Source organism: Streptomyces sp. NPDC044106 (genome assembly GCF_056433985.1).
In genome coordinates this window covers 379,501-401,530 of sequence record NZ_JBWKFZ010000001.1, presented here as the reverse complement: position 1 = coordinate 401,530, position 22,030 = coordinate 379,501, and the positions used below count along the sequence as shown (strand labels likewise).

The 22,030-nt window shown below is 70.6% G+C and carries 18 protein-coding genes; 5 read left to right on the top strand and 13 right to left on the bottom strand.

Going from position 1 to position 22,030, the window contains the following annotated elements; translation table 11 throughout:
• Positions 1-4 precede the first annotated feature (4 nt).
• From AC07DI_RS01820 to AC07DI_RS01810, 3 genes are read right to left on the bottom strand one after another with little or no spacing between them, the layout of a single operon-like run.
• A complete protein-coding gene (locus AC07DI_RS01820; protein ID WP_478901508.1) occupies positions 5-2,416 on the bottom strand; it encodes an ABC transporter permease in 2,412 nt (803 codons plus the stop codon).
• On the bottom strand, positions 2,413-3,099 hold the full coding sequence (locus tag AC07DI_RS01815) for an ABC transporter ATP-binding protein (protein WP_478901507.1): 687 nt from the start codon (positions 3,097-3,099) through the stop codon (positions 2,413-2,415). The genes AC07DI_RS01820 and AC07DI_RS01815 overlap by 4 nt, the downstream gene beginning before the upstream one ends.
• Entirely contained in the window at positions 3,096-3,623 is a 528-nt protein-coding gene (locus tag AC07DI_RS01810) for a PadR family transcriptional regulator (RefSeq protein ID WP_384263307.1), read from the bottom strand. The genes AC07DI_RS01815 and AC07DI_RS01810 overlap by 4 nt, the downstream gene beginning before the upstream one ends.
• Positions 3,624-3,874: 251 nt before the next feature.
• On the opposite strand from AC07DI_RS01810, the gene AC07DI_RS01805 reads away from it, so the two are divergent.
• A complete protein-coding gene (locus AC07DI_RS01805) occupies positions 3,875-6,127 on the top strand; it encodes a transglycosylase domain-containing protein (RefSeq protein WP_478901504.1) in 2,253 nt (750 codons plus the stop codon).
• Between the two features lie 86 nt (positions 6,128-6,213).
• On the opposite strand, the gene AC07DI_RS01800 is transcribed toward AC07DI_RS01805, so the two are convergent.
• The 4 genes from AC07DI_RS01800 to AC07DI_RS01785 all read right to left on the bottom strand — a co-directional run bounded on the left by AC07DI_RS01800 (position 6,214) and on the right by AC07DI_RS01785 (position 11,252).
• Positions 6,214-8,280, bottom strand: a complete 2,067-nt coding sequence (locus tag AC07DI_RS01800) for a SpoIIE family protein phosphatase (protein WP_478901503.1) — start codon at positions 8,278-8,280, stop codon at positions 6,214-6,216.
• Between the two features lie 62 nt (positions 8,281-8,342).
• Positions 8,343-8,984 (bottom strand): class I SAM-dependent methyltransferase, encoded by a 642-nt coding sequence (locus AC07DI_RS01795; protein ID WP_478901501.1) that lies wholly within the window; start codon positions 8,982-8,984, stop codon positions 8,343-8,345.
• 116 nt (positions 8,985-9,100) lie between these two features.
• A complete protein-coding gene (fomD, locus tag AC07DI_RS01790; protein WP_478901500.1) occupies positions 9,101-9,787 on the bottom strand; it encodes a cytidylyl-2-hydroxypropylphosphonate hydrolase in 687 nt (228 codons plus the stop codon).
• A 52-nt stretch (positions 9,788-9,839) separates the two neighbouring features.
• A complete protein-coding gene (locus tag AC07DI_RS01785) occupies positions 9,840-11,252 on the bottom strand; it encodes a class II fumarate hydratase (RefSeq protein ID WP_478901498.1) in 1,413 nt (470 codons plus the stop codon).
• A gap of 122 nt (positions 11,253-11,374) precedes the next feature.
• On the opposite strand from AC07DI_RS01785, the gene AC07DI_RS01780 reads away from it, so the two are divergent.
• On the top strand, positions 11,375-12,937 hold the full coding sequence (locus tag AC07DI_RS01780; RefSeq protein ID WP_478901496.1) for a ricin-type beta-trefoil lectin domain protein: 1,563 nt from the start codon (positions 11,375-11,377) through the stop codon (positions 12,935-12,937).
• 52 nt (positions 12,938-12,989) lie between these two features.
• Here AC07DI_RS01780 and AC07DI_RS01775 read toward each other — a convergent pair whose 3' ends face one another.
• A complete protein-coding gene (locus AC07DI_RS01775) occupies positions 12,990-14,666 on the bottom strand; it encodes a fumarate hydratase (RefSeq protein ID WP_384263292.1) in 1,677 nt (558 codons plus the stop codon).
• A 167-nt stretch (positions 14,667-14,833) separates the two neighbouring features.
• On the opposite strand from AC07DI_RS01775, the gene AC07DI_RS01770 reads away from it, so the two are divergent.
• A complete protein-coding gene (locus tag AC07DI_RS01770; protein ID WP_478901495.1) occupies positions 14,834-15,487 on the top strand; it encodes a DUF1707 SHOCT-like domain-containing protein in 654 nt (217 codons plus the stop codon).
• A gap of 153 nt (positions 15,488-15,640) precedes the next feature.
• Positions 15,641-16,015, top strand: coding sequence for a WhiB family transcriptional regulator (locus AC07DI_RS01765; protein WP_478901493.1), 375 nt, complete (start codon positions 15,641-15,643; stop codon positions 16,013-16,015).
• Between the two features lie 108 nt (positions 16,016-16,123).
• Here AC07DI_RS01765 and glpX read toward each other — a convergent pair whose 3' ends face one another.
• Positions 16,124-17,155 carry a class II fructose-bisphosphatase gene (gene glpX / locus AC07DI_RS01760; protein ID WP_384263285.1) on the bottom strand — a complete coding sequence of 344 codons (1,032 nt, stop codon included), beginning with the start codon at positions 17,153-17,155 and terminating at the stop codon, positions 16,124-16,126.
• A 204-nt stretch (positions 17,156-17,359) separates the two neighbouring features.
• On the opposite strand from glpX, the gene AC07DI_RS01755 reads away from it, so the two are divergent.
• Positions 17,360-17,935, top strand: a complete 576-nt coding sequence (locus AC07DI_RS01755) for a DUF4245 domain-containing protein (protein ID WP_478901491.1) — start codon at positions 17,360-17,362, stop codon at positions 17,933-17,935.
• Between the two features lie 124 nt (positions 17,936-18,059).
• On the opposite strand, the gene AC07DI_RS01750 is transcribed toward AC07DI_RS01755, so the two are convergent.
• The 4 genes from AC07DI_RS01750 to AC07DI_RS01735 form a co-directional block, all read right to left on the bottom strand.
• The gene (locus AC07DI_RS01750; protein ID WP_478901490.1) at positions 18,060-18,650 is read right to left on the bottom strand and encodes a malonic semialdehyde reductase; all 591 of its coding nucleotides are present in this window, start codon (positions 18,648-18,650) and stop codon (positions 18,060-18,062) included.
• A gap of 210 nt (positions 18,651-18,860) precedes the next feature.
• A complete protein-coding gene (locus AC07DI_RS01745) occupies positions 18,861-19,106 on the bottom strand; it encodes an exodeoxyribonuclease VII small subunit (protein WP_384262217.1) in 246 nt (81 codons plus the stop codon).
• Positions 19,107-19,115: 9 nt separating this feature from the next.
• Positions 19,116-20,390, bottom strand: coding sequence for an exodeoxyribonuclease VII large subunit (gene xseA, locus AC07DI_RS01740; protein WP_478901489.1), 1,275 nt, complete (start codon positions 20,388-20,390; stop codon positions 19,116-19,118).
• A 229-nt stretch (positions 20,391-20,619) separates the two neighbouring features.
• Positions 20,620-22,020 carry an APC family permease gene (locus tag AC07DI_RS01735; protein ID WP_478901487.1) on the bottom strand — a complete coding sequence of 467 codons (1,401 nt, stop codon included), beginning with the start codon at positions 22,018-22,020 and terminating at the stop codon, positions 20,620-20,622.
• Positions 22,021-22,030 lie beyond the last annotated feature (10 nt).

Genomic DNA, 22,030 nt, shown 5'->3' with positions numbered 1-22,030 from the left:
GGAGCTACTCCGTGCGCAAGCCGTCCGGCCTCATCATGCGGCGCAGCGGTGGCAGGCTGAGGAGCGTGACGGCGGCCACCATCGCCGCGCCCGCGCCCGTCAGGGGCAGGAACGACCACCAGTCGGTGACCGACTTGTCGATCATGCGGGTCATGACCACGCCGAGGCCGAGACCGCCGATGATCGCGAGGCCGAGTCCGAGGGCGACCGGGACCGCCGTCTGCCACAGGAGCGACCACGCCATCGACGAGCGGCGCGTGCCGAACGCGGTGAGTGCCGCGAGCAGCCTCTTGCGCTCACGCAGTTGCTCGATCATCGAGACCAGCATGGAGGCCGCGATCAGCGTCATCGTGGCGCTCGCGCCGATCTGCAGACCGCGCGCGATGGACGCGTACTGCTTGTCGCGGTCGACCGACTTCAGGGTGTCCACACCGATGAACGGATCGATGCGGAGCGCCGTGTTGCGCACGTACTCCTCGGCGTCCGCCACCTTCGGGTCGGTCTTGACCCAGGAGGTCGTCGACGCGTCGTCCAGCTTCTTGACGTCGATGGCGCCCGGCGTCGCGAAGATGCCGTCGATCTTCCTGCCGGACGGGTTGGGCCGCGCCTGGACGGTGGGCGTGTCCTTGGGCAGCGTCCACAGGACCGGGTCCGCCTTCTTGTGGAAGTCGGGGTCGGGCCCGACATTGACCGGCTTGCCGGGGCGTGCCGTCTGGTCCACCCAGCCGTTCTGCTCCTTGCTGCCGGTGTGCGAGATGAAGGTGTCGCCGTCCTTGCACGAGCCGATGGCCGCCAGCTCGCGCAGGGTCGCGCAGGTGCCGATGGTCACCTGCGTGGTCGGCGTGAGGTTGTTGACCTTCTTGCCGTCGGGGCGGGTGACGAACGCCTGCACGGTCCCGATGACCTTGGTGACGCCCTTGGTCGCGGCGAAGTCGTCGATCATCCGCTGGCTGAGGGGGCCACTGGCGGCCCCGCTGCGGACCGTGAGCTGGGCGCGCGTGGTGTCCTGCCCCGTGATCTCGTTGAAGTCGTCGTGCATGGACGCGAACATCATCTGCAGCGCCACCGCGCCCGCCACCGCGACGGTGATCCCGCTGACCGCGCGGGATGCGGTGCCGGTGGTCATCTGAAGCCTGCGGACGGCGAGTTGCCAGGGCACGGGCCCGCCGCGCAGTCGTCCCACGACGGCCTCGACGAGCCAGGGAAGCAGCGCGCTGAGCCCGATCAGGGAGAGCGCCGAACCCACCGCGATCGCGGTCACGTTGACGGCGTCGTTGCCCATGTCGCGGTCGATGCGGCCGGAGTAGAGCAGGATGCCGATGCCGAGGACCGGCAGGACGAGCCGCCACCACAGGCGGCGCTTGCGCTGCTTGGCGCCCCGGAACACGCCGAGGGGTTCGATGGCGACCGAGCGCAGCGAGATCAGCGTCACCAGGACCGCGGCCACCGGCACGGCCACCGCGACCAGCGCGACCAGGCCGGGCGACGGCACCATGTCGGAGGGGTAGGCGCTGACGTTCGTCAGGTCGACCACGCCCACCAGCTCCCGCAGGAGCAGGAAGAACACGGCACCCGCGGCGAGCCCGAGGAGCGCGCCGAACAGCGCTTCGCCCGCCGCGATCCTGCGCACCGCACGGGCGTCCGCGCCGACCAGGCGCAGGGCCGCGAGCCGCCGGTCGCGCCGGTCGCCGCCGAACCGGACGGCCGTGCCGATGAAGATCGCCACCGGGGTGAGGAGGACGACGCAGATCAGCACGACGAGCGCCATCAGGAACGGGTCGAGGGGCAGTGAGTCGTCCTGCCCGAAGCCCTCGACGCGGTAGTTGTTGCCCGTCGCGGTGATCTTGTCGCTGCCCGCGTAGTAGTAGAGCTCCACGGGTGAGAGGAGGCCCGCCTCGCCGATGGTGCCGGTCACGCGGTAGTCGCCGAAGCGTTCCTTGAGCAGCTTGTTCGCCGGGTCGTCGAGCAGGTCGCGCAGCGCGGGCGAGACGACCATCTCGCCGGGCGCGGGGAGCTTGTCGAGTCCGGGCGGTAGCGCCGGGCTCCTGCCGTCGGCGCGCACGAAGAAGCCGGTCAGGCTCTTCTCGCGGAACGTGGTACCGGTGTTGCGCATGACCACCGTCGACTCGGACGCCTTGACCGGCGAACCGTCGAGGGAGGAGTGCGGTGTGCGGGCGAACGACCGGTCGTCGCGGTTCTGCAGCATGTTCGGCACCGATGCGGCGCCGAGCAGCAGCGCGACGCCGAGGCCGACGCCGACAGCGGTCAGGACCGTGCGGATCCAGCCCTCGCGGCCGCCGCCCGTCGCGAACCGTATGCCCATGCCCAGGTCGCGCAGCCAGGCGGCGACTCCGGTCGGGGCCTTGGAGCTCGGCGCCGCTGTCGAGGGCCCCGGGCGCACTCGGGTGTCGCTCATGAGGCCCGCTCCATGTCACGGGACTTCCCGTCCCGCACGACGATCTCGCGGTCGGAGTAGGCGGCGACGCGGGTCTCGTGGGTGACCAGGACGACGGCCGTGTTGGCCGAGCGGGCCGCGTCGGTCAGGAGCTCCATGACGCGCTCGCCGTTGAGTGAGTCGAGGGCGCCGGTCGGCTCGTCGGCGAAGATGACGCGCGGGGTGGTGGCCAGGGCGCGGGCGACGGCGACGCGCTGGCCCTGTCCGCCGGAGACCTCGCCGGGCCGCTTGGCGGCGACGTCGTCGACCTCCAGGCGCTCCATCCAGGAGCGGGCAGTCGCCTCGGCCTCCTTGCGCTTGACGCCGTTCAGGCGCAGCGGCAGTGCGACGTTCTCGACGCAGGTGAGCTCGGGCACGAGCTGGCCGAACTGGAAGACGAAGCCGAACTCGCTGCGGCGCAGGGCGCTCAGTTCGGCGTCCGACATGCCGGTCAGTGAGCGGCCGCCGTACGCGATGGAGCCCGCGTCGGGGCGGACGATCCCGGCGAGGCAGTGCAGCAGGGTCGACTTTCCCGAGCCGGAGGGGCCCATGACGGCGACGACCTCGCCGGGGTGGATGGAGAACTGCGCGCCGTCGAGCGCGGTGGTCGGGCCGTACGACTTGCGGAGTCCGTCGGCCACGAGGAGGGAACCTGCGGGGGTCATGAGGAGCGCACCTCCTGGGCGAGCTTGCCGAGGCGTGCGGCGGCCAGCTCAAGCCAGCGCAGGTCGGCTTCGAGGTGGAAGAGCGCGTGGTCGCAGATGAGCTGGTCGGCGAGGTCGCCCTTGCGCTTGCGGTCGGTGAGGATGCGCATCAGGCGCAGGTGCTCCGCGCGCTGTACGTCGAGGAGTTCGGCGGCGTCGCGGCCGGTGAGCAGCGCGAGGACGACCTTGGTGTAGAGCGTCGACTGGAGGTAGGGCTCCGGCTTCTCGGGGGTGGCGAGCCAGCGGTGGACATCCGTGACGCCCGCCTCGGTGATCGCGTACCGCTTGCGCTCGGGACCGCCGCCCGCCTCTATGCCGTCGACTTCGACGAGGCCGTTCTTCAAGAGCCGGGACATGGTCGAGTAGACCTGCCCGTAGTGCAGGGGCTTGTCGTGCCCGAACTTCTCGTCGAAGGCGCGCTTGAGGTCGTAGCCGTGCCGGGGGCCCGACTCCAGGAGACCCAGAAGGGTATGGCCAATGGACATGCGGAGCACTCTACACGGTGTGTATACGTGATGTGTATACGCGGCACGTATACACACCGTGCAGAGATCATTTGTGCGAGGGGCGGGCAACCATAGGGGCCCGGCGGGCGTCGGTTCCTTAGGGGCAGGTGCTCATTGTCACGTCCGGAAAAGACCGGATGGGCAGGAGTTTGTCCCGCGGTGCGGTGTTAGCTTCATGAGCTGACTCGACGTACGCATGTTGACTAGACGGAAGCGGAGCACTCTCAGTCATGGGCCGAGCCGAAGAACGACAAGCGCGGCAGCGCGGTGCCCGCCGGGCAGCGCGCGGGCGCCCGTCCGGCGGGGGCAAGCCCAAGCGCACCGGCATACGCCGCTTCTTCACCTGGAAGAAGATCCTCGGCACGTTCTTCGGGTTCTGCCTGCTCGGCATGCTCGGCTTCGTGGTCCTGTACCTCGTGGTGGACGTCCCCGAGGGCAACCCCGCGGCGAAGATGCAGAGCAACGTCTACAAGTACAGCAACGGCGAGGTCATCGCCCGGACCGGCGACGTGAACCGCGAGATCGTCGACCTGGACAAGGTGCCCGAGGAGGTCCAGAAGACCTTCGTCGCCGCCGAGAACAAGTCCTTCTACAAGGACGAGGGCATCGATTTCAAGGGCACCGCACGAGGCGTCCTGAACACGGTGACCGGCAAGGGCAAGCAGGGTGGTTCGACCATCACCCAGCAGTACGTGAAGAACTACTACCTCAGCCAGGACCAGACCGTCAGCCGCAAGCTGAAGGAACTCGTCATCTCGCTGAAGGTGGACCGCGAGAAGAGCAAGGACGACATCCTCGCGGGCTACATCAACACCAGCTACTACGGCCGCGGCGCCTACGGCATCCAGGCCGCCGCCCAGGCCTATTACCGCGTCGACGCCAAGGACCTCAACGTCCAGCAGGGCGCCTACCTCGCCGCGCTGCTCCAGGCCCCCAGCCAGTACGACTGGGCGGCCGCGACGCCGACCGGCAAGAAGCTCGTCAAGCAGCGCTGGAACTACGTCCTGGACAACATGGTCGAGGAGGACTGGCTCGACTCGGGCAAGCGGGACGAGCTGAAGTTCCCCACGCCGAAGCCCCCCAAGGCCCCGCCCGGCCGCGAGGGCCAGATCGGCTACCTGGTGGAGGCCGCCAAGCGCGAGGTGCTGCGCAACAGCGACCTCAGCGAGGCCCAGTTCGAGGCCGGCGGCTACACCGTCACGCTGAACATCGACCCCAAGAAGCAGAAGCAGCTCGAACGGGCCGTCGACAAGAAGCTGAACGACAGGCTCGACCGCAAGAAGAACAAGGCGGACGCGCGGGTCCAGGCGGGCGCCGCGTCCGTCGACCCGAAGACCGGCAAGGTCCTCGCCATGTACGGCGGCGAGAACTACGTGAAGCACTACACGAACAACGCCGTCCGCCGCGACTACCAGTCCGCCTCCACCTTCAAGCCGCTGATCCTCGCCGCGGCCCTGGAGCACGGCGCCACCACGCAGGACGGCAAGCCGATCACGGCGAACACGATCTACGACGGCACCAGCAAGCGGCCGGTCAGGGGCAGTGAGGTCGGCTTCGCGCCGCCGAACGAGGACGGCGTCAACTACGGGCCCGTCACCGTCCAGAAGGCGATGAACAAGTCCATCAACTCCGTCTTCGCGCAGATGGGCGTCGACGTGGGGATGCCCGAGGTCATGAAGATGGCCGGCACGCTCGGCATGAACGTCGACGGCCTGCCTGCCGTGCCCGCGCAGACCCTGGGCTCCATGGGCGCGAGCCCGCTGGAGATGGCGGGCGTGTACGCCACCCTCGACAACCACGGCAAGAAGGTCACCCCGGCGCTCGTCGGCTCCGTCGAGCACAAGGACCGCGCCATCGACCTGCCCGACCCGATCGGCGACCAGGTCATCAAGCGCGGCACCGCCGACTCGCTCACCTCGGTCCTGACCGGTGTGGTCGACGACGGTACGGGCCACGCGGTGCGCAACCCGTCGCAGGACGTGGCGGGCAAGACCGGTACCTCCGACGACAACAAGTCGGCCTGGTTCACCGGCTACACGCCGAAGCTGGTCACCTCCGTCGGCCTCTTCGGCGAGGGCGCCCCGGGCACCCCGGAGAGGGGCCGGCAGGTTCCCATGAAGGGCGCGCTCGGCGAGGCGCGCATCGACGGCGGCAGCTTCCCCGCCGAGATCTGGGCGGCCTACACGTTCGACGCCATGGGCGCGCCGAGCGAGTTCGACCTCAACACGGACATGGGCGCGGCCGTCGCGCCGCCGCCGGACCCGACGTCGAAGGCGCCCAAGGAGCCGACGAGCACCCCGACGGAGCCGACGCACAAGCCGACCCAGAGTCCGACGCAGAGCCCGACACAGAAGCCGACGCAGAGCCCGACCCAGAGTCCGACGCAGAAGCCGACGCAGAAGCCGACGCAGACCCCGACGGCCCCGCCGACCTCGACGATCGACCCGGAGGATCCCGAGGACGGCTTGTTCGGCAGGGACTGAGCAGGACAGGCTCCGAGCCCGAGCACGAAGAAGGCGCCCCGGATCGAAAAGGTCCGGGGCGCCTTCGTACGTCGCCTGCGGGGCGCTCAGCTCCGGTTCAGCTCGAACCAGACCACCTTCCCGGTGCTCAGCCGCGTCGCGCCCCAGCGCCGCGCCATCTTGTTGACCAGGTACAGGCCGCGACCGCCCTCGTCGGTGGCGCGGGCGTTGCGCAGCCGGGGCAGCTGCGGCACGTCGTCGCCGACCTCGCAGCGCAGCACGTCGGTGCGGAGCAGGCGCAGTGTGATCGGCCGCGACGCGTACCGCACGGCGTTGGTCACGACCTCGCTGACCAGGAGTTCCACCGAATCGGTCAGCTCCTCGAGACCCCAGCGCACCAGCGCACTGCGGGCCAGCCGGCGGGCGCGGGACGGCGTCGCGTTCTCCGGCTCCAGGAACCAGTACGCGACGTCGCTCGGGGCGATCCCGTCGAAGCGGGCGGCGAGCAGCGCGATGTCGTCGTCCCGGTCGCCAGGACCGAGCATGTCGAGCACCTCGTCGCAGAGCGCCTCCAGGGGCGGCGGGTGGTCGGGGCCCGTCAGCTGCGCGGTGGCGGCGAGCCGTTCGCGCAGCTGCTCTATGCCGGTCCATACGTCGCGAAGGCGGGACTCGACGAGCCCGTCCGTGTAGAGGAGGAGCGTCGCGCCCGCGGGGGCGTCCAGCTCGACGGCCTCGAAGTCGACGCCGCCCACGCCGATGGGGGCGCCCGGCGGCACCCGGAGCACCTCGGCGCGTCCGCCCAGGTGCAGCAGGACGGGCGGCGGGTGGCCCGCGTTGGCGATGGTGATGCGGTGCGAGACCGGGTCGTACACCGCGTACAGGCAGGTGGCCATGCGGTCGGAGCCGAGCCGCTGGGCCTGCTCGTCCAGGTGGTGCAGGACCTCCTGGGGCGGCAGGTCGAGACCGGCGAGGGTCTGCGCCGTCGTGCGCAGCTGGCCCATGATCGCGGCCGAGGTCATGGAGTGCCCCATGACGTCGCCCACGACCAGGGCGACGCGGCTGCCGGGCAGCGGGATCGCGTCGTACCAGTCGCCGCCGACGCGGGCCGTCTCGGCGGCCGGGAGGTAGCGCGAGGCGAGCCGCACGCCGGTCGGGCGCGGCAGCGTCTCGGGGAGCATGGTGCGCTGCAGCTCGTCGGCGATGTACGCCTCGCGACCGTACAGGACGGCCTTGTCGATGCCGAGCGCGCTGTGCGTGGCCAGCTGGGCGGCGACGAGGAGGTCGTCGCCCTCGAACGCGGGCCGGTCGGGGCGGCGCAGGAACACGGCCGCGCCGATCACCCTGCGGCGGCCCCGCAGCGGCGCCAGTATGGCCCGCTGGCCGCCCGGCAGGGTGCGCCCCTCGCCGAGCAGCTCGGGCAGCGCCGCCCGCGCGGCCGCCGAGTCCGCGAAGACCGGGCGCACGCCGCGCAGGACCTCGGCGAGCGCGCCGCCCGGCCGCACCTCGCACAGCTCGGCGCTGCCCATCACGTCGGTGATGTCGGACTGCACCATCTGCAGCGCGGGCTGCGTGCCGCCCTCGGTGTCCGGCTCCTCGGCGCCCTCCTCGATGGAGCGCAGCCGGTCGGAGCGGCGCAGCCGGAGCACCAGCGGCCCGGTCGGCCGCTCGTCGCCGACGGGCAGCGGGTCGCGCAGATAGACCAGGATCGCGTCGGAGAACGTCGGCACCGTCGCCCGGCACAGGCCCATCACGATCTCGTCGAGGTCGATGCCGCGCGCGATGCGCCGGGTCGCGGCGCCCACGAAACGCAGCCGGTCACCGTCGCGCCGCATCGCCACGGGGCCCGAACCCGGCGGTCTCGGCTGCCCGGAGCGCCGCTCCCCGCCGTCCGGCGGGGCCGGGAGTCCGGCAGGGGCGGGTCCGCCCTGGGACGGCACGCCGCTCTCGGGCACCGGGCGCGGCCGGTGCGGGTCGGGCTCGGCGGCCGAGGACTGGGAGTGCTCGCCGGACGGCACGGGGGCGCCCGGGCGCGACTCGCCGGCTTGCTGTGCCGCTGCCCCGGCGCCCGCCGATGGTTCGGTGGAACGCAGCAGCGCCCCGCGGGAATCCGCGGGGGCGGTCGTCCCGGCACCTGGTGCCTTGCGACCCTCGTGGGGGGTGAGGTGCTCCGTCACGCGTTTCGAATCCGTCCGTCCGGGGCTGCGCGCCGTGCGCGCCGTCCAGCGTTGCACGTTGCTCAGCCGCGTCGGCAGTGCAGAAAGACCTGATGCTCGGGTGGTACGTCGGTGCTCGCGGGGGCGTACGAGTACGTGTCCTCGCCGGTGATCTCGAAGCCCGCGTCCCGTACGACCTGCCGCAGTTCGTCCCGCAGGTAACCGGATACCCGGATTGTGTGTCCCAGGAACGGAATTGCCGCGTCATCCAGGTCGGCCTCGACCATGGACAGCTCCATCAGGCCTCCCGGCCGCAGCAGACCGTGCAGCCGCCGCAGCGCCTCGGGGATCTCCGCGCGCGGCAGCATCAGGAGGGCGAAGAAGCAGACGATGCCGTCGAACGTGCCGACCCCGCCCGGTCCATCCGCCCGCAGGTCCGCGATGTCGAGTTGCCGGAACTCGACTCCCGGGACGTTCTTTCCTGCCAGCTCCAGCATGCCCGCCGAGATGTCCGTGCCGAGCACCGAGTGGCCGGATTCGGACAGCTGGCGGGCGGTGGGCAGGCCGGTGCCGCAGCCCACGTCCAGGACGCGGGACCCGGCAGGAAGCGCCTCGGCGATACGGCGTCCGGCGTCCAGTTGGCCTTCCTTGTGCGGGAAGGCGTCGTCGTAGTGCTGCCCGATGGCGTCAAAGGCCTCGGCCTGACCTCTGCGGTCCTCGCTCACGTTCTGCCGCCCCTCGATGACTTCCTGTCAGGCACCGCGCGAACGCACGGAGTTGCTGTGATGCGCCCTTGCGGAGGACGATCCTACGTTTGAACCACGGGGGCGCATCAAGGGTCTCATGTCGACACGTGCGCGGGCGTACGGTCCCAGTCATCCGGAAGGGACGGTACGACCCAGGACGGATCGGGACGCCAGTGCTGCCAGCCGTCCGAAAACGGTGTCCCCCAGGACTCGATCACGTCAAGTGCGGCGCGTCCGGCGGCGCGTACCCCGGCGGCCTTGTCCGCGCCCATCAGGCCCACCCGGCGGGCCTGCTCGAACTCGTCCTCGTCGTGCCAGCGCCAGCTGCGGTCCGGGCGCACGGAGATGTCCAGAAAGTGGTCCTCGGAGTCGACGCCGCCGGCCCAACGCACGCGCGGCTCCTCCAGGTTCACGTACCAGTTCTTGAACTTCCAGCCCGCGTCCCAGAACAGCCAGACCGACCAGGGCTCGCCCGGCCGCGCGAGCTTGAGGACGCCGGTGCCGAACCAGCGGTCCCTGCGTACCGCGCGCGGCTTGGTGTAGCGGGTGGCGAGCGGTTCGCGGTGCAGGGGAGTCCCGTCGGCGATCACCGGCTTCACACACTCGGTGCCGGGCGCCATCCACACGGCGAGCAGTTCGGCGGTATCGCGCACGACGGTGACGGGGCGGCAGATGTGGACCCGGGTACCGGAGTTCTCCCGGTACCGCCACAGGACGTGGTCCCCGGGCGCCCACCGCGCCGCTCCGCCACCGGCCGTCGTCTTCCCGTCGAGGTCTGTCATGGACAGATACTAGACGCCCCCTCCGTCGGGGGCGGGTCCGCGCCGGGACGCGTCAGGGGTGCGTCATGCGCAGGACGTCCAGTGCCTCGTCCAGCTGCTCCAGGGTGAGGTCGCCCCGGTCGACGTAACCGGATTCGAGCACCACTTCGCGGATCGTCTTCCGATCGGCCAGGGACTTCTTCGCCACCTTCGCCGCCTCCTCGTACCCGATGTACTTGTTCAGCGGCGTCACGACGGAGGGCGACGACTCGGCGTACTCACGGGCCCGTTCGCGGTGGGCGGTGATCCCGTCGACGGTACGGTCGGCGAGCAGGCGCGAGACGTTGGCGAGCAGCCGGATCGACTCAAGGACGTTCTTGGCGATGACCGGGAGCATGACGTTCAGCTCGAAGTTGCCCGCGGCGCCGGCCGCCGCGACCGTCGCGTCGTTGCCTGTGACCTGCGCGGCGACCATCAGGGCCGCCTCAGGAATCACCGGGTTCACCTTGCCCGGCATGATCGACGAGCCGGGCTGCAGATCCGGCAGGCTGATCTCGGCGAGCCCCGTGCGCGGGCCCGACGCCATCCACCGCAGATCGTTGGCGATCTTCGTCAGGCCGACCCCGATGGTCCGCAGCTGCCCGCTGGTCTCGACGATGCCGTCCCGCGCGCCCTGCGCCTCGAAGTGGTCGCGCGCCTCGGTCAGCGGCAGGCCGGTGGCCCGCGCGACCTCGGCGATGACGGCGGCGGCGAAGCCGGGCGGAGTGTTGATGCCGGTGCCCACGGCGGTGCCGCCCAGGGGCAGTTCGGCGAGGCGGGGCAGCGAGGCGCGCAGCCGCTCGACGCCGTACCGCACCTGCGCCGCGTACCCGCCGAACTCCTGGCCGAGGGTCACGGGGGTGGCGTCCATGAGGTGCGTACGGCCGGACTTCACGACGTCGGCGAACTCCTCCGCCTTGCGCTCCAGGGCGGCGGCGAGGTGCTCCAGGGCGGGGATCAGGTCGCCGGTGACCGCGCCCGTCGCCGCGATGTGGATCGAGGAGGGGAAGACGTCGTTGGACGACTGCGAGGCGTTCACGTGGTCGTTGGGGTGGACGTCGCGACCGAGCCGTTCCGTCGCGAGGGTGGCCAGGACCTCATTGGTGTTCATGTTGGACGAGGTGCCGGAGCCGGTCTGGAAGACGTCGACCGGGAAGTGGTCGTCCCAGCGCCCTTCGGCGACCTCGGCTGCCGCGGCGGCGATGGCGTCGGCGACGTCCTTGTCGACCACGCCCAGCTCCGCGTTGACCTGGGCGGCGGCCGCCTTGATCCGCGCGAGGGCGGCGATGTGGGCGCGTTCGAGTACCTGTCCGGAGACGGGGAAGTTCTCCACCGCGCGCTGGGTCTGGGCCCGCCACTTGGCGTGCGCGGGGACCCGTACCTCGCCCATGGAGTCGTGTTCGATCCGGTACTCGCCGGTGCGGTCGTCGCTGGCGTCACTGGTCATGCCCTGAACCTACCTCTCCGTTCAAACCCCGTAAAAAGTTGAGCACTTGTCTTGTTCCAGGTATTCCCAAGCCTCCTACCCACCAGTAAAAACCCTGGGTAACACCACACCGGGGAGGCGCAATGAAGCGCATCAGACGCAGCGGACGAGGCAGCGGACGAGGCGGTGGCAGGGGCCGGCTGCGATGTTCGTTCGCGGCAGCCGTCGCGATGACGGCCGTGCTCGGCACGGCAGCCGCCGTACCCGCCCAGGCGGCGGACGGGAGCGGGCAGAGGGCGCCCGCCGCGACGCCCCTCCCGCCCGAGCTGGAGAAGATCCGGGCGGACGAGGCCACCAAGCTGTACGGCGGCCCCGCCGAGCGCCCGATGGCCGACCGCAAGACCGGTCTGATCTCGCTCGGCGACAGCGAGATCTCCGGCGAGGGCGTGGGCCGTTACGAACCGGGCACCGACGGCCCCGACAACTGGTGTCACCGCTCGCCGGACGCCGCGATCCACCGCACCGGCATCCCGGCCGACGTGACGTACAACGTCGCCTGCTCGGGGGCGCAGACCGTCAACATCAGGATCGGCGGCCAGAAGCAGTACGCCGACGAGCTGGTCCAGAGCGACAACCTCGCCATCAAGGCGCGCAACACCAGGATCAAGGCGATCCTGCTCGTCATCGGCGCCAACGACGACCTCGAGTTCGCGCCGGTGATGACCGACTGCGTGACGCGTTTCCTGCTCAGCCGGGGCTCCTGCGCGGGCAAGTACACGCCCGGCTGGCAGGCGCGCGTCGACGCCCTCGTACCCAAGGTCGAGCAGTCGCTGCGCGACCTGAAGACGGTCATGAAGGACGCGGGCTACCAGGAGGGCGACTACAAGCTGGTCGCCATGGGCTACCCGAGCCCGATCGGCCCGGACTTCCGCGACAACCCCAAGTTCCCGGGGAAGCTCGCCTGCGGCGGACTCGGCTACGACTCCGACACCGAGTGGGGCCGCAACTACGCGGTGCCCGCCTTCGAGACCGGCATGCGCAAGGCCGCGCGGAACGCGGGCGCGACCTACCTCGACAACTCCCGCCTCTTCCACGGCCACGAGGTCTGCACGGAGGACACCTGGGCACGCGGCCTCTACGTCGACGTGTCCAACCCCTTCCCGCCGGACTCCAACTCGGTGCGCCAGTCCTTCCACCCGAACGCCCGCGGCCACGCCGCCTTCGCGTCCTGCCTCACCCAGATCTACCGCTCGGACCGGCGCGAGGGCAGCTGCGCCGACCCGGCCAGCACGGGGAGTCCCACCCTGTACGAAGGCGCGTGGGACGACGCGTACAAGCCGTTGAAGAACGCCGGCACCGGCACCTGCGTGGACGTCGACGCGTCCAAGAGCGCCAACGGCACCAAAGTCCAGGGCTGGGACTGCACCGGAAACCGCAACCAGACCTGGTGGTACGACGACGCGCGCGGCTCCCTGCACACGGGCCTGACCCAGGACCGCTGCGCGGACGTGCCGGACGCCTCCTACAAGGAGGGCACCGCCGTCACCCTCTGGAACTGCCACGGCGGCGCCAACCAGAAGTTCGTGCGCGACGCGGGGACGGTGCGCCCCGCCGCCGACACCGGACTCTGCCTGACCCTTGCGGGGGCCAGGGAGCCGGTGCGGCTGCAGAAGTGCACGGGGGCGGCGAACCAGCGGTTCGCCTGAGAACGCCGCAGGGACCCTTCACGCGCGCGTGAAGGGTCCCTGCCGTCAAGTGCTACGCCAGGCCCGGTCCGCGCACGGGAATGTGCGTGAACGTCGGTTCCGGGGCCGGGTTCTGGAAGAAGTCGTTGCCCTTGTCGTCGACCACGATGAAGGCGGGGAAGTCCTCCACCTCGATCTTCCAGACCGCCTCCATGCCGAGCTCCTCGTACTCGACGACCTCGACCTTCTTGATGCAGTCCTGGGCGAGGCGCGCCGCGGGGCCGCCGATGGAGCCCAGGTAGAAGCCGCCGTGCGCGTCGCACGCGTCGGTGACCTGCTTGCTCCTGTTGCCCTTGGCCAGCATCACCTTGGAACCGCCCGCCGCCTGGAACTGCTCCACGTAGGAGTCCATGCGGCCGGCCGTCGTCGGGCCGAAGGAACCGGACGCGTAACCCTCGGGGGTCTTCGCGGGGCCGGCGTAGTACACCGGGTGGTCCTTCAGGTACTGCGGCATCTCCTCGCCCGCGTCGAGCCGCTCCTTGATCTTGGCGTGCGCGATGTCGCGGGCCACGACCAGCGGCCCCGTGAGCGAGAGGCGGGTCTTCACCGGGTGCTTGGTGAGCTCGGCGAGGATGTCGTCCATCGGCTGGTTGAGGTCGATCTTCACGACGTCCGCGGCCTCGGCGTCGTCGTTGAGGGTCTCGTCCGTCGTCTCCGGCAGGAAGCGCGCCGGGTCGGTCTCCAACTGCTCGAGGAAGACGCCCTCGGCGGTGATCTTCGCGGTGGCCTGGCGGTCGGCCGAGCAGGAGACGGCGATGGCGACGGGCAGCGAGGCGCCGTGCCGCGGCAGGCGCACCACGCGCACGTCGTGGCAGAAGTACTTGCCGCCGAACTGCGCGCCGATCCCGATCTTCTGCGTGAGCTCGAAGACCTTCTCTTCGAGCTCCTTGTCCCGGAACCCGTGGCCGGTCGCGGAGCCCTCGGCGGGCAGTTCGTCGAGGTAGTGCGCGGAGGCGTACTTCGCGGTCTTGAGCGCGAACTCGGCGCTGGTGCCGCCCACGACGATCGCCAGGTGGTACGGCGGGCACGCGGCCGTGCCCAGGGAGCGGATCTTCTCCTCCAGGAACTTCATCATGGAGGCCTCGTTCAGGACGGCCTTCGTCTCCTGGTAGAGGAACGACTTGTTGGCGGAGCCGCCGCCCTTGGCCATGAAGAGGAACTTGTAGGCGCCGCCGTCGGTCGCGTACAGCTCTATCTGGGCGGGGAGGTTGGAGCCGGTGTTCTTCTCCTCCCACATGGTCAGGGGGGCCATCTGGGAGTAGCGCAGGTTGAGCTTCGTGTACGCGTCGTAGATGCCCTTGGAGAGCGCCTTCTCGTCCTCACCTTCGGTGAGGACGTTCTGTCCGCGCTTGCCCATGACGATCGCGGTGCCGGTGTCCTGGCACATGGGCAGCACGCCCGCCGCCGCGATGTTCGCGTTCTTCAGCAGGTCGAGCGCCACGAACTTGTCGTTGCCCGACGCCTCGGGGTCGTCGACGATGCGCCGCAGCTGGGCCAGGTGGGCGGGCCGCAGGTAGTGCTGGATGTCGTGGATCGCCTCGGCGGCCAGCTTGCGCAGCGCCTCCGGATCGACCTTGAGGAACGTCCGCCCGTCGGCCTCGAAAGTGGAGACACCCTCGGAGGTCACCAGCCGGTACGGGGTGGTGTCCTCTCCCAGCGGGAGCAGATCGGAGTACTCAAACTCTGGCATTACGGCCATTCCTCACTCGGCAGACAGCGGCGCGGCCTCCATTGGCGACGCGCCATCCAGCGTAGAGCGCGCGGAACGGGCCGGGTCTGTGAGGTAGGGCTCAGTGACCCGAGGCGGGTTATCCACAGGGGTAGTCGCGATCTATCGCGTTTGGGTACGCTGCTTTCGTGGACCTCGAAAAGCAGCCCTCAGCGCTCCGTGCCTCCGACGCCGACCGGGATCGGACGGCGGACATCCTGCGTGAGGCCCTGGCCGAGGGCCGCCTGACCGCGGAGGAGCACTCCGAGCGGATCGACGGGGTGTATGCCGCCAAGACCGTGGCCGAACTGGAGCCGCTGGTGCGGGACTTGCCCGCGGCGCACGGGCGCCCGTCCGCCGGGAGAGGAGCCCCCGAGCCCGCCCCCTCCAGGCCGTCCCCCGGCGTCGTCCCGCCGGTCGCCGACGAGAACATGGTGGCGGTGCTCAGCAGTTCCGCGCGCAGGGGCCGCTGGCGGGTGGCCCGCCGCACGCACGCGTACGCCGTGTTCGGCAGCGTCGAGATCGACCTGAGCGAGGCGATCTTCGAGCAGCGCCAGGTGGTCATCAAGGCCGTCGCGATCTTCGGATCGGTCGAGATCCGCGTCCCGGAGAACGTCTCGCTGCGCGGCAGCGGCACCGGCGTCCTCGGCAACTTCGAGGTGGACACGCTCGACTCGCCGGACCAGGACGCCCCCGTCGTGTACGTGGACGGCATAGCGGTCCTCGGCAACATCGAGGCACGGCCCAAGCGCGGCAAGCTCGTCCGCGATCTGCACCGGCAGCTGCGCAAGCACTTCGGATGAAGGCGGCGCGCGGGCCGTCGCGGGGACCAGGTCACGGGTCGTCCCGGGGAAGCTGAACGTCCGTAATCGGAACTCAGTGCATAGGCGCGCACACAGCGGGTAGAGCTTGCTGCATCGTCTCTCGCTCGCGAAGCCGTCGTCAGGAGTAGACCCGTGCTGCAACCGTCGCGTCAGTCTCTGCAGGCCGCCGCCGTTCCGGCACAGCGGGTGCCCGCGCGAGATCGGGACGATGACGCCCCATGGCACACCGAAGCCGTGTGCCGTCGTGACGAGGCGGGCCTGTTCTTCGCCCCGTCCAAGGAGCCGACCGCGGCGCGGCTGTCACGCGAGGAGGCGGCCAAGCGCGTCTGCGCCCGCTGCCCCGTGATGGTCGAGTGCCGCGAGCACGCCCTCCTGCAGCCCGAGCCGTACGGCGTCTGGGGCGGCCTCACCGCCGCCGAGCGCCGCGTCGTCCTGGCCCGCCGTCGCCGGCGCGACCTGGAGCTGCAGAAGGCGGCGCACGCGACGGGTATCGCGGCGGCGGGATAGCACTCCGCCCACGCACGCCGAAGGGGGCGTCCCCCGCACGGGGCGCCCCCTTCGACGTATGCCTCGTTCCTGTCCGGTCCGGCCGGTCTGGCCTGCTCGGCCCGCGTCCTACTTGGCGCGGTCGAAGTCGATGGCGCTGTACGCGCGCAGCTTCGACAGCCGGTGGTCGGAGTCGATCTTGCGGATCGTGCCCGACTTGGAGCGCATGACGAGGGACGACGTCGAGGCGTTCGCCGCCCGGTAGCGCACGCCCTGGAGCAGCTCGCCGTCGGTGATGCCGGTCGCGACGAAGAAGACGTTGTCGCCCTTGACCAGGTCGTCCGTGGAGAGCGTGCGGTCCAGGTCGTGGCCCGCGTCGATGGCGCGCTGACGCTCCGCGTCGTCCTTGGGCCACAGCTTGCCCTGGATGGTGCCGCCCAGGCACTTGATCGCGCAGGCCGAGATGATGCCCTCGGGGGTGCCGCCGATGCCCATCAGGAGGTCGACGCCGGTGCCCTCACGGACGGCCATGACGGACCCCGCGACGTCGCCGTCCGAGATGAACTTGATGCGGGCGCCCGTCTCGCGGATCTCCTTGACGATGCCCTCGTGGCGCGGGCGGTCGAGGATCATGACCGTGACGTCCTCGGGCGAGGAGTTCTTGGCCTTGGCGACGCGGCGGATGTTGACCGAGGCGGGCGCGTTGATGTCCACGTAGTCCGCGGCCTCGGGGCCGGTGACCAGCTTGTCCATGTAGAAGACGGCGGACGGGTCGAACATCGCGCCGCGGTCGGCGGCGGCCAGCACGGCGATGGCGTTCGGCATGCCCTTCGCGCAGAGGGTCGTGCCGTCGATGGGGTCGACGGCGATGTCGACCTCGGCGCCGGTGCTGTCGCCGATGTGCTCCCCGTTGAAGAGCATCGGGGCCTCGTCCTTCTCACCCTCACCGATGACGACGACGCCGTTCATCGAGACGGTGGAGACGAGGGTCCGCATGGCCCTGACGGCCGCGCCGTCCGCGCCGTTCTTGTCGCCGCGGCCGACCCAGCGGCCCGCGGCCATGGCGGCCGCCTCGGTGACGCGGACGAGCTCCAGGGCGAGGTTGCGGTCGGGAGCCTCGGGGGAGACCTCGAGCTCGGAAGGGAGATGATGCTCGGTCATCGGAGAGCACCTTTCTGCTGATACAAAAAAGTGGCGCGCCCGTAGGGCGTCCTTGGAAGGGCGGTGGTGGGAGACGGGAGGGCGGCCGGATGAGGGTGTGGCACGACTCTATCCGTAGGCCGACAAAATGAGCAGTGGGCCCCACGCATGAGCGGGACGGGCACCGGGGGAGGAGTCGCGCCGTGCGCCTGAGACCATGGGGGCGTGGCAGGAAGACAAGGCACTCAGACGGTCAAGAACATGCTGTGGTCGTTGGTGGCGATCACCCTCGCTGCGGGCGTGATCTACATCTTCGTACCGCACGACGAGTCCAAATCGTCCGTCAAGCGGGTCGACTACCGCGTGGAGCTCCTGACGGCACGGCGGGCGGCGTCGTACCCCGTGGCGGCGCCCGAGGGGCTGCCCAAGGAGTGGAAGCCGACGTCGGTGCGGTACAAGGGCGCCGAGGACGACAGCTGGCACCTGGGCTTCCTCGACCCGCACGACGAGTACGTGGCGATCGAGCAGTCCGTCTCCGCGAAGCCGGCCGCGTTCATCAAGGACGTCACGCACAACGCCTCGAAGACGGAAGCGACCGAGGAGGTCGGCGGCCGCACCTGGCAGCGGTACAAGGGCTCGAAGTACAACGCCCTGGTGCTCAGCGGGCAGGCCGAGAAGGCCGAGAAGAGCGACGAGGACGGCAAGAGCGACGAGGACGGCAAGGGCGCGACCACGGTGATCACCGGTACGGCGTCCTTCGGGCAGCTGGCCAAGATGGCCGAGTCGCTGAAGATGTCGTGACCGCGCGCATGCGTGACCGTCAGGACGTATGACGGTGATGTGACGGTGAAACGCGAAGGGCCCCCGGCGATGACGTGCCGGGGGCCCTTCGCGTGTGCGGCTGCTGCCTGGTGCGGGCTCAGGCTCAGACCGTGGTGATGACGTCGTCGTAGGCCAGGCGCGGGGAGCGCGGGAACCAGGCGTCGTCGCCCGGCTTGCCGATGTTGACGATCATCAGCGGGGTGTGGTCGTCGTCCAGGAACTCCTTCTGGACGCCGGCGAAGTCGAAGCCGGTCATCGGGCCCGCGGCCAGACCCGCGGCGCGGACGCCGACGATGAAGTAGCCGGCCTGCAGCGTGGCGTTCACCAGGGCGGCCTGCTCGCGGACCGGGCGCTCCGCGAAGAAGGCGTCCTTGGCCTGCGGGAAGTGCGGGAACAGCGCCGGGAGCTCCTCGTGGAACTCGTTGTCCGCGGAGAGGATCGCGACGAGCGGCGCGGCGGCCGTCTTCGGGCGGTTGCCCTCGGCCATGTGCTTGACCAGGCGCTCGCGGGCCTCGGGGGAGCGGACCAGGGTGACGCGGAGCGGCGACTGGTTGAAGGCGGTCGGGCCGTATTTGACCAGGTCGTAGATCGCCTGGACCTGCTCCTCGGTGACCGGCTCGTCGGTGAAGGTGTTCGCGGTGCGGGCCTCGCGGAAGAGCAGGTCCTGGGCGGCGGGGTCAAGTACGAGAGACATGGATCAACCTTCTTGAACGTACGAAGTGTCTGGCGGACCCGTCACCGGGCTCGCGGATACGACAGTACGCCACTTCTGTTCAACTTTCAATCAAAAGTGGAGCTGGGTGATCCGGTTCACAAATCGCAGGTCGGCGCTGTTCTGGACTCGGCAGGACTGGGCTCGGCAGTGCTGCCTCGTCAGGATTGGGCTCCTTGAGGTGCGGGCTCCTCAGGCGTCCGGGTCGTCGTCCGTCTCCGGGCCCGCCAGGGCCGCGTCGAGCCGGGCCCGCGCGCCGTCCAACCAGCGGCGGCACACCTTCGCCAGCTCCTCGCCGCGCTCCCAGAGCGCCAGTGACTCCTCCAGGGTCGTCCCGCCGGTCTCCAGGCGGCGTACGACCTCGATGAGCTCGTCCCGCGCCTGCTCGTAGCCGAGGGCGTCCGTGGGGACCGCGGTCTCGTCCGTCTTGCTGGTCATGCGCCCACCCTAAATCTCGGCGTTGTCGTCATTTTGTGTGGTTTCCATTGCCCGGGCGGTTTCCGGCGACCGCACGGACTCCGTCGCTCGTACGGTGAAGGCGCCCTCGGCGACGCGTGCCCGCAGCTCGTCGTCGACGTCCACTTCTCCCGGCGCCCGGACCACCGTGCCGTCCGGCTTCTGCAGTACCGCGTACCCCCTCTGGAGGGTCGCGGCGGGGGAGAGGGCCACCACGCGCGCGTGCGTGTGCGTCAGCTCCGAGCCCGCCCGGTCGAGGAGGTGGCCGAGCGTGCGGCGGCTGCGGTCGACCAGCGCCGCGACCTGCTCCTCGCGCTCCTCGACCATGCGGTGCGGATGCTCCATGCAGGGGCGGGCCAGGGCGTGCGCGAGGCCGCGGGTCTCGCGGTCGAGGAAGGCGTCGACGCTGCGCCGGGCGCGGTCCCGGAGCCACTGCACGCGCTCATACTCCTCGCCGACGTCCGGCACGACTTTCTTGGCGGCGTCGGTGGGGGTGGAGGCGCGCAGGTCCGCCACGTGGTCGAGAAGGGGGTTGTCCGGCTCGTGGCCGATCGCGGAGACGACGGGCGTACGGCAGGAGGCGACGGCCCGTACGAGCTGCTCGTCCGAGAACGGCAGCAGATCCTCCACGCTGCCGCCGCCCCGCGCCACGATGATCACGTCGACCTCGTCGTGCGCGTCGAGGTCCTTCACGGCCTGGACGACCTGCGGCACGGCGTGCACGCCCTGGACGGGGACGTTGCGCACCTCGAAGCGGACGGCGGGCCAGCGGTGCCTGGCGTTCTCCAGGACGTCCCGCTCGGCGGCGGAGGCGCGGCCGGTGACGAGCCCGATGAGCTGCGGCAGGAACGGCAGCGGCTTCTTGCGCTCGGGTGAGAAGAGCCCCTCCGCGGCGAGGCTCTTCTTCAACTGCTCGATCCGTGCGAGCAGCTCACCGACGCCGACCGGCTTTATCTCGGCGGCCCGCAGCGACAGCTGCCCCCGCCGCTCGTACCACTCGGGCTTGGCGCGTACGACGACGCGGGCGCCCTCGGAGACGACGTCCGCCACCGCGTCGAACACCTGGCGGTAGCAGGTGACGCTCACCGAGATGTCGTGCGACGGGTCGCGCAACGTCATGAAGACGACGCCGGCGCCGGGCCTGCGGGAGAGCTGAGTGATCTGCCCCTCGACCCAGATGGCACCGAGCCGGTCGATCCACCCGCCGATGAGCCGCGACACCTCCCCCACGGGGAGGGGTGCGTCCGCGGACGTGTTGAGAGCCATGCGCCGAGCGTAGCCGCCGGGTATGACACGGCGTTGGTGTGCGGTGGTGTGCGGTGGTGTGCGGTGGTGTGCGGTGGTGTGCGGTGGTGTGCGGTGGCGTGCGGTGGCGTGCGGTGGTGCGTGGGCGGGGACCCTTTCCGTCGGTTCACCTCGTGCGGGTCGTGGGGGCCGGGCGCGCGGTTCCCCGTGCCCCTGGGGGGCACGGGCGGATCCGCGCGTCATGCTCCCGCTACGTATCCCGGCGGGCCTCGCCCCCGCGGCTCGCTCCCTGCACCACCAGCACCACCAACCCCACCGCCAACCAGACCGCCCCCACCACCTGCGCGGAGCCCGACGCCTCCCAGATGACCGCCACCACGATCGCCGCACCGAGCACCGGGATCAGCAGATGGCGCCACCAGGTGAAGCCGTCCTCGCGGTGACGGACCGCGAACCAGCCCACCACGCTCGCGTGCAGCAGCAGGAACGCCGTGAGCGCGCCGATGTCGACCACCGACACCAGGTGGTCCATGCCGTCGTCGCGCCGCGCCGCCCACACCGCGGCGACCAGCGTCACCACCGCCGCGCACAGCAGCGCGATCCGCGGGGTCCCGGCGTCCGTCCTGGACAGGGCCCTCGGCAGCCGGCGGTCACGGGCCATCGCGTAGAGCAGCCGCCCCGCGGCCGCCTGCCCGGCGAGCGCCGCGAAGGCCGCGCCGATCGCCTTGCTCGCGGCCACCAGATCGTGCAGCCACGTGCCGGCCGCCGAGTCCACCGCGTCGTAGAAGGCCGTGCCCTGCTTGCCGGGATCCGCCGCGAGATCGGCCGACGCGAGCGGTTCGAGGAGGGCCACCAGGTAGGTCTGGGCGATGAACAGCAGACCCGCGAGCGCCAGACAGAACAGCACCGCCCGCGCGACCTTCGCCGACCCGCCCGTCACCTCCTCCGCGAAGGACGCGATCGCGTCGAAGCCCAGGTACGACAGGACGGCGATCGACACCGCGCCGACCACCGCCGACAGCGCGAACGCACCCTGCGAGCCGTCACCCGTCAGCGGTGAGAGCCAGTCGCGCTGCGCCCCGTCCCGGACCAGGACGACCACCGCAGCCACGACGAAGACGAGCAGGACCACGACCTCCAGGGCGAGCACCGCGAAGCCGACCCGCGCCGCCGCCCGTACACCCCACACGTTCAGCGCGGTCGTGATGAGCACCGCGAGCGCCGTCCACACCCAGCGGGACACCGACGGCACGAGGGAGTTCATGGCGATGCCGGAGAAGAGGTACGCGACCGCCGGGATGAGGAGGTAGTCGAGCATCGCCATCCATCCGGCGATGAACCCCGGGCCCTTGCCGAGCCCCACGCGCGCGTAGGCGAAGACGGACCCCGCCTGGGGGACGACCCGCACCATCTGCGCGTAACTGAATGCGGTGAACGCCATCGCGACCGTGGCGACCAGGTAGACGAGGGCGACGGCGCCGTGCGACTTCGCGTCGAGCGTCCCGAAGACACCGACCGGCGCCATGGGGGCGATGAAGAGCAGCCCGTAGACCACGAGGTCACGGAAGCCGAGACTTCGCCGCAGCCCCGTACCCTCGGCGGGCTCGGCGCCCTCTGCATGGGCTCCCGTACGGGCGGACTGACCGGACATCGTGCCTCCG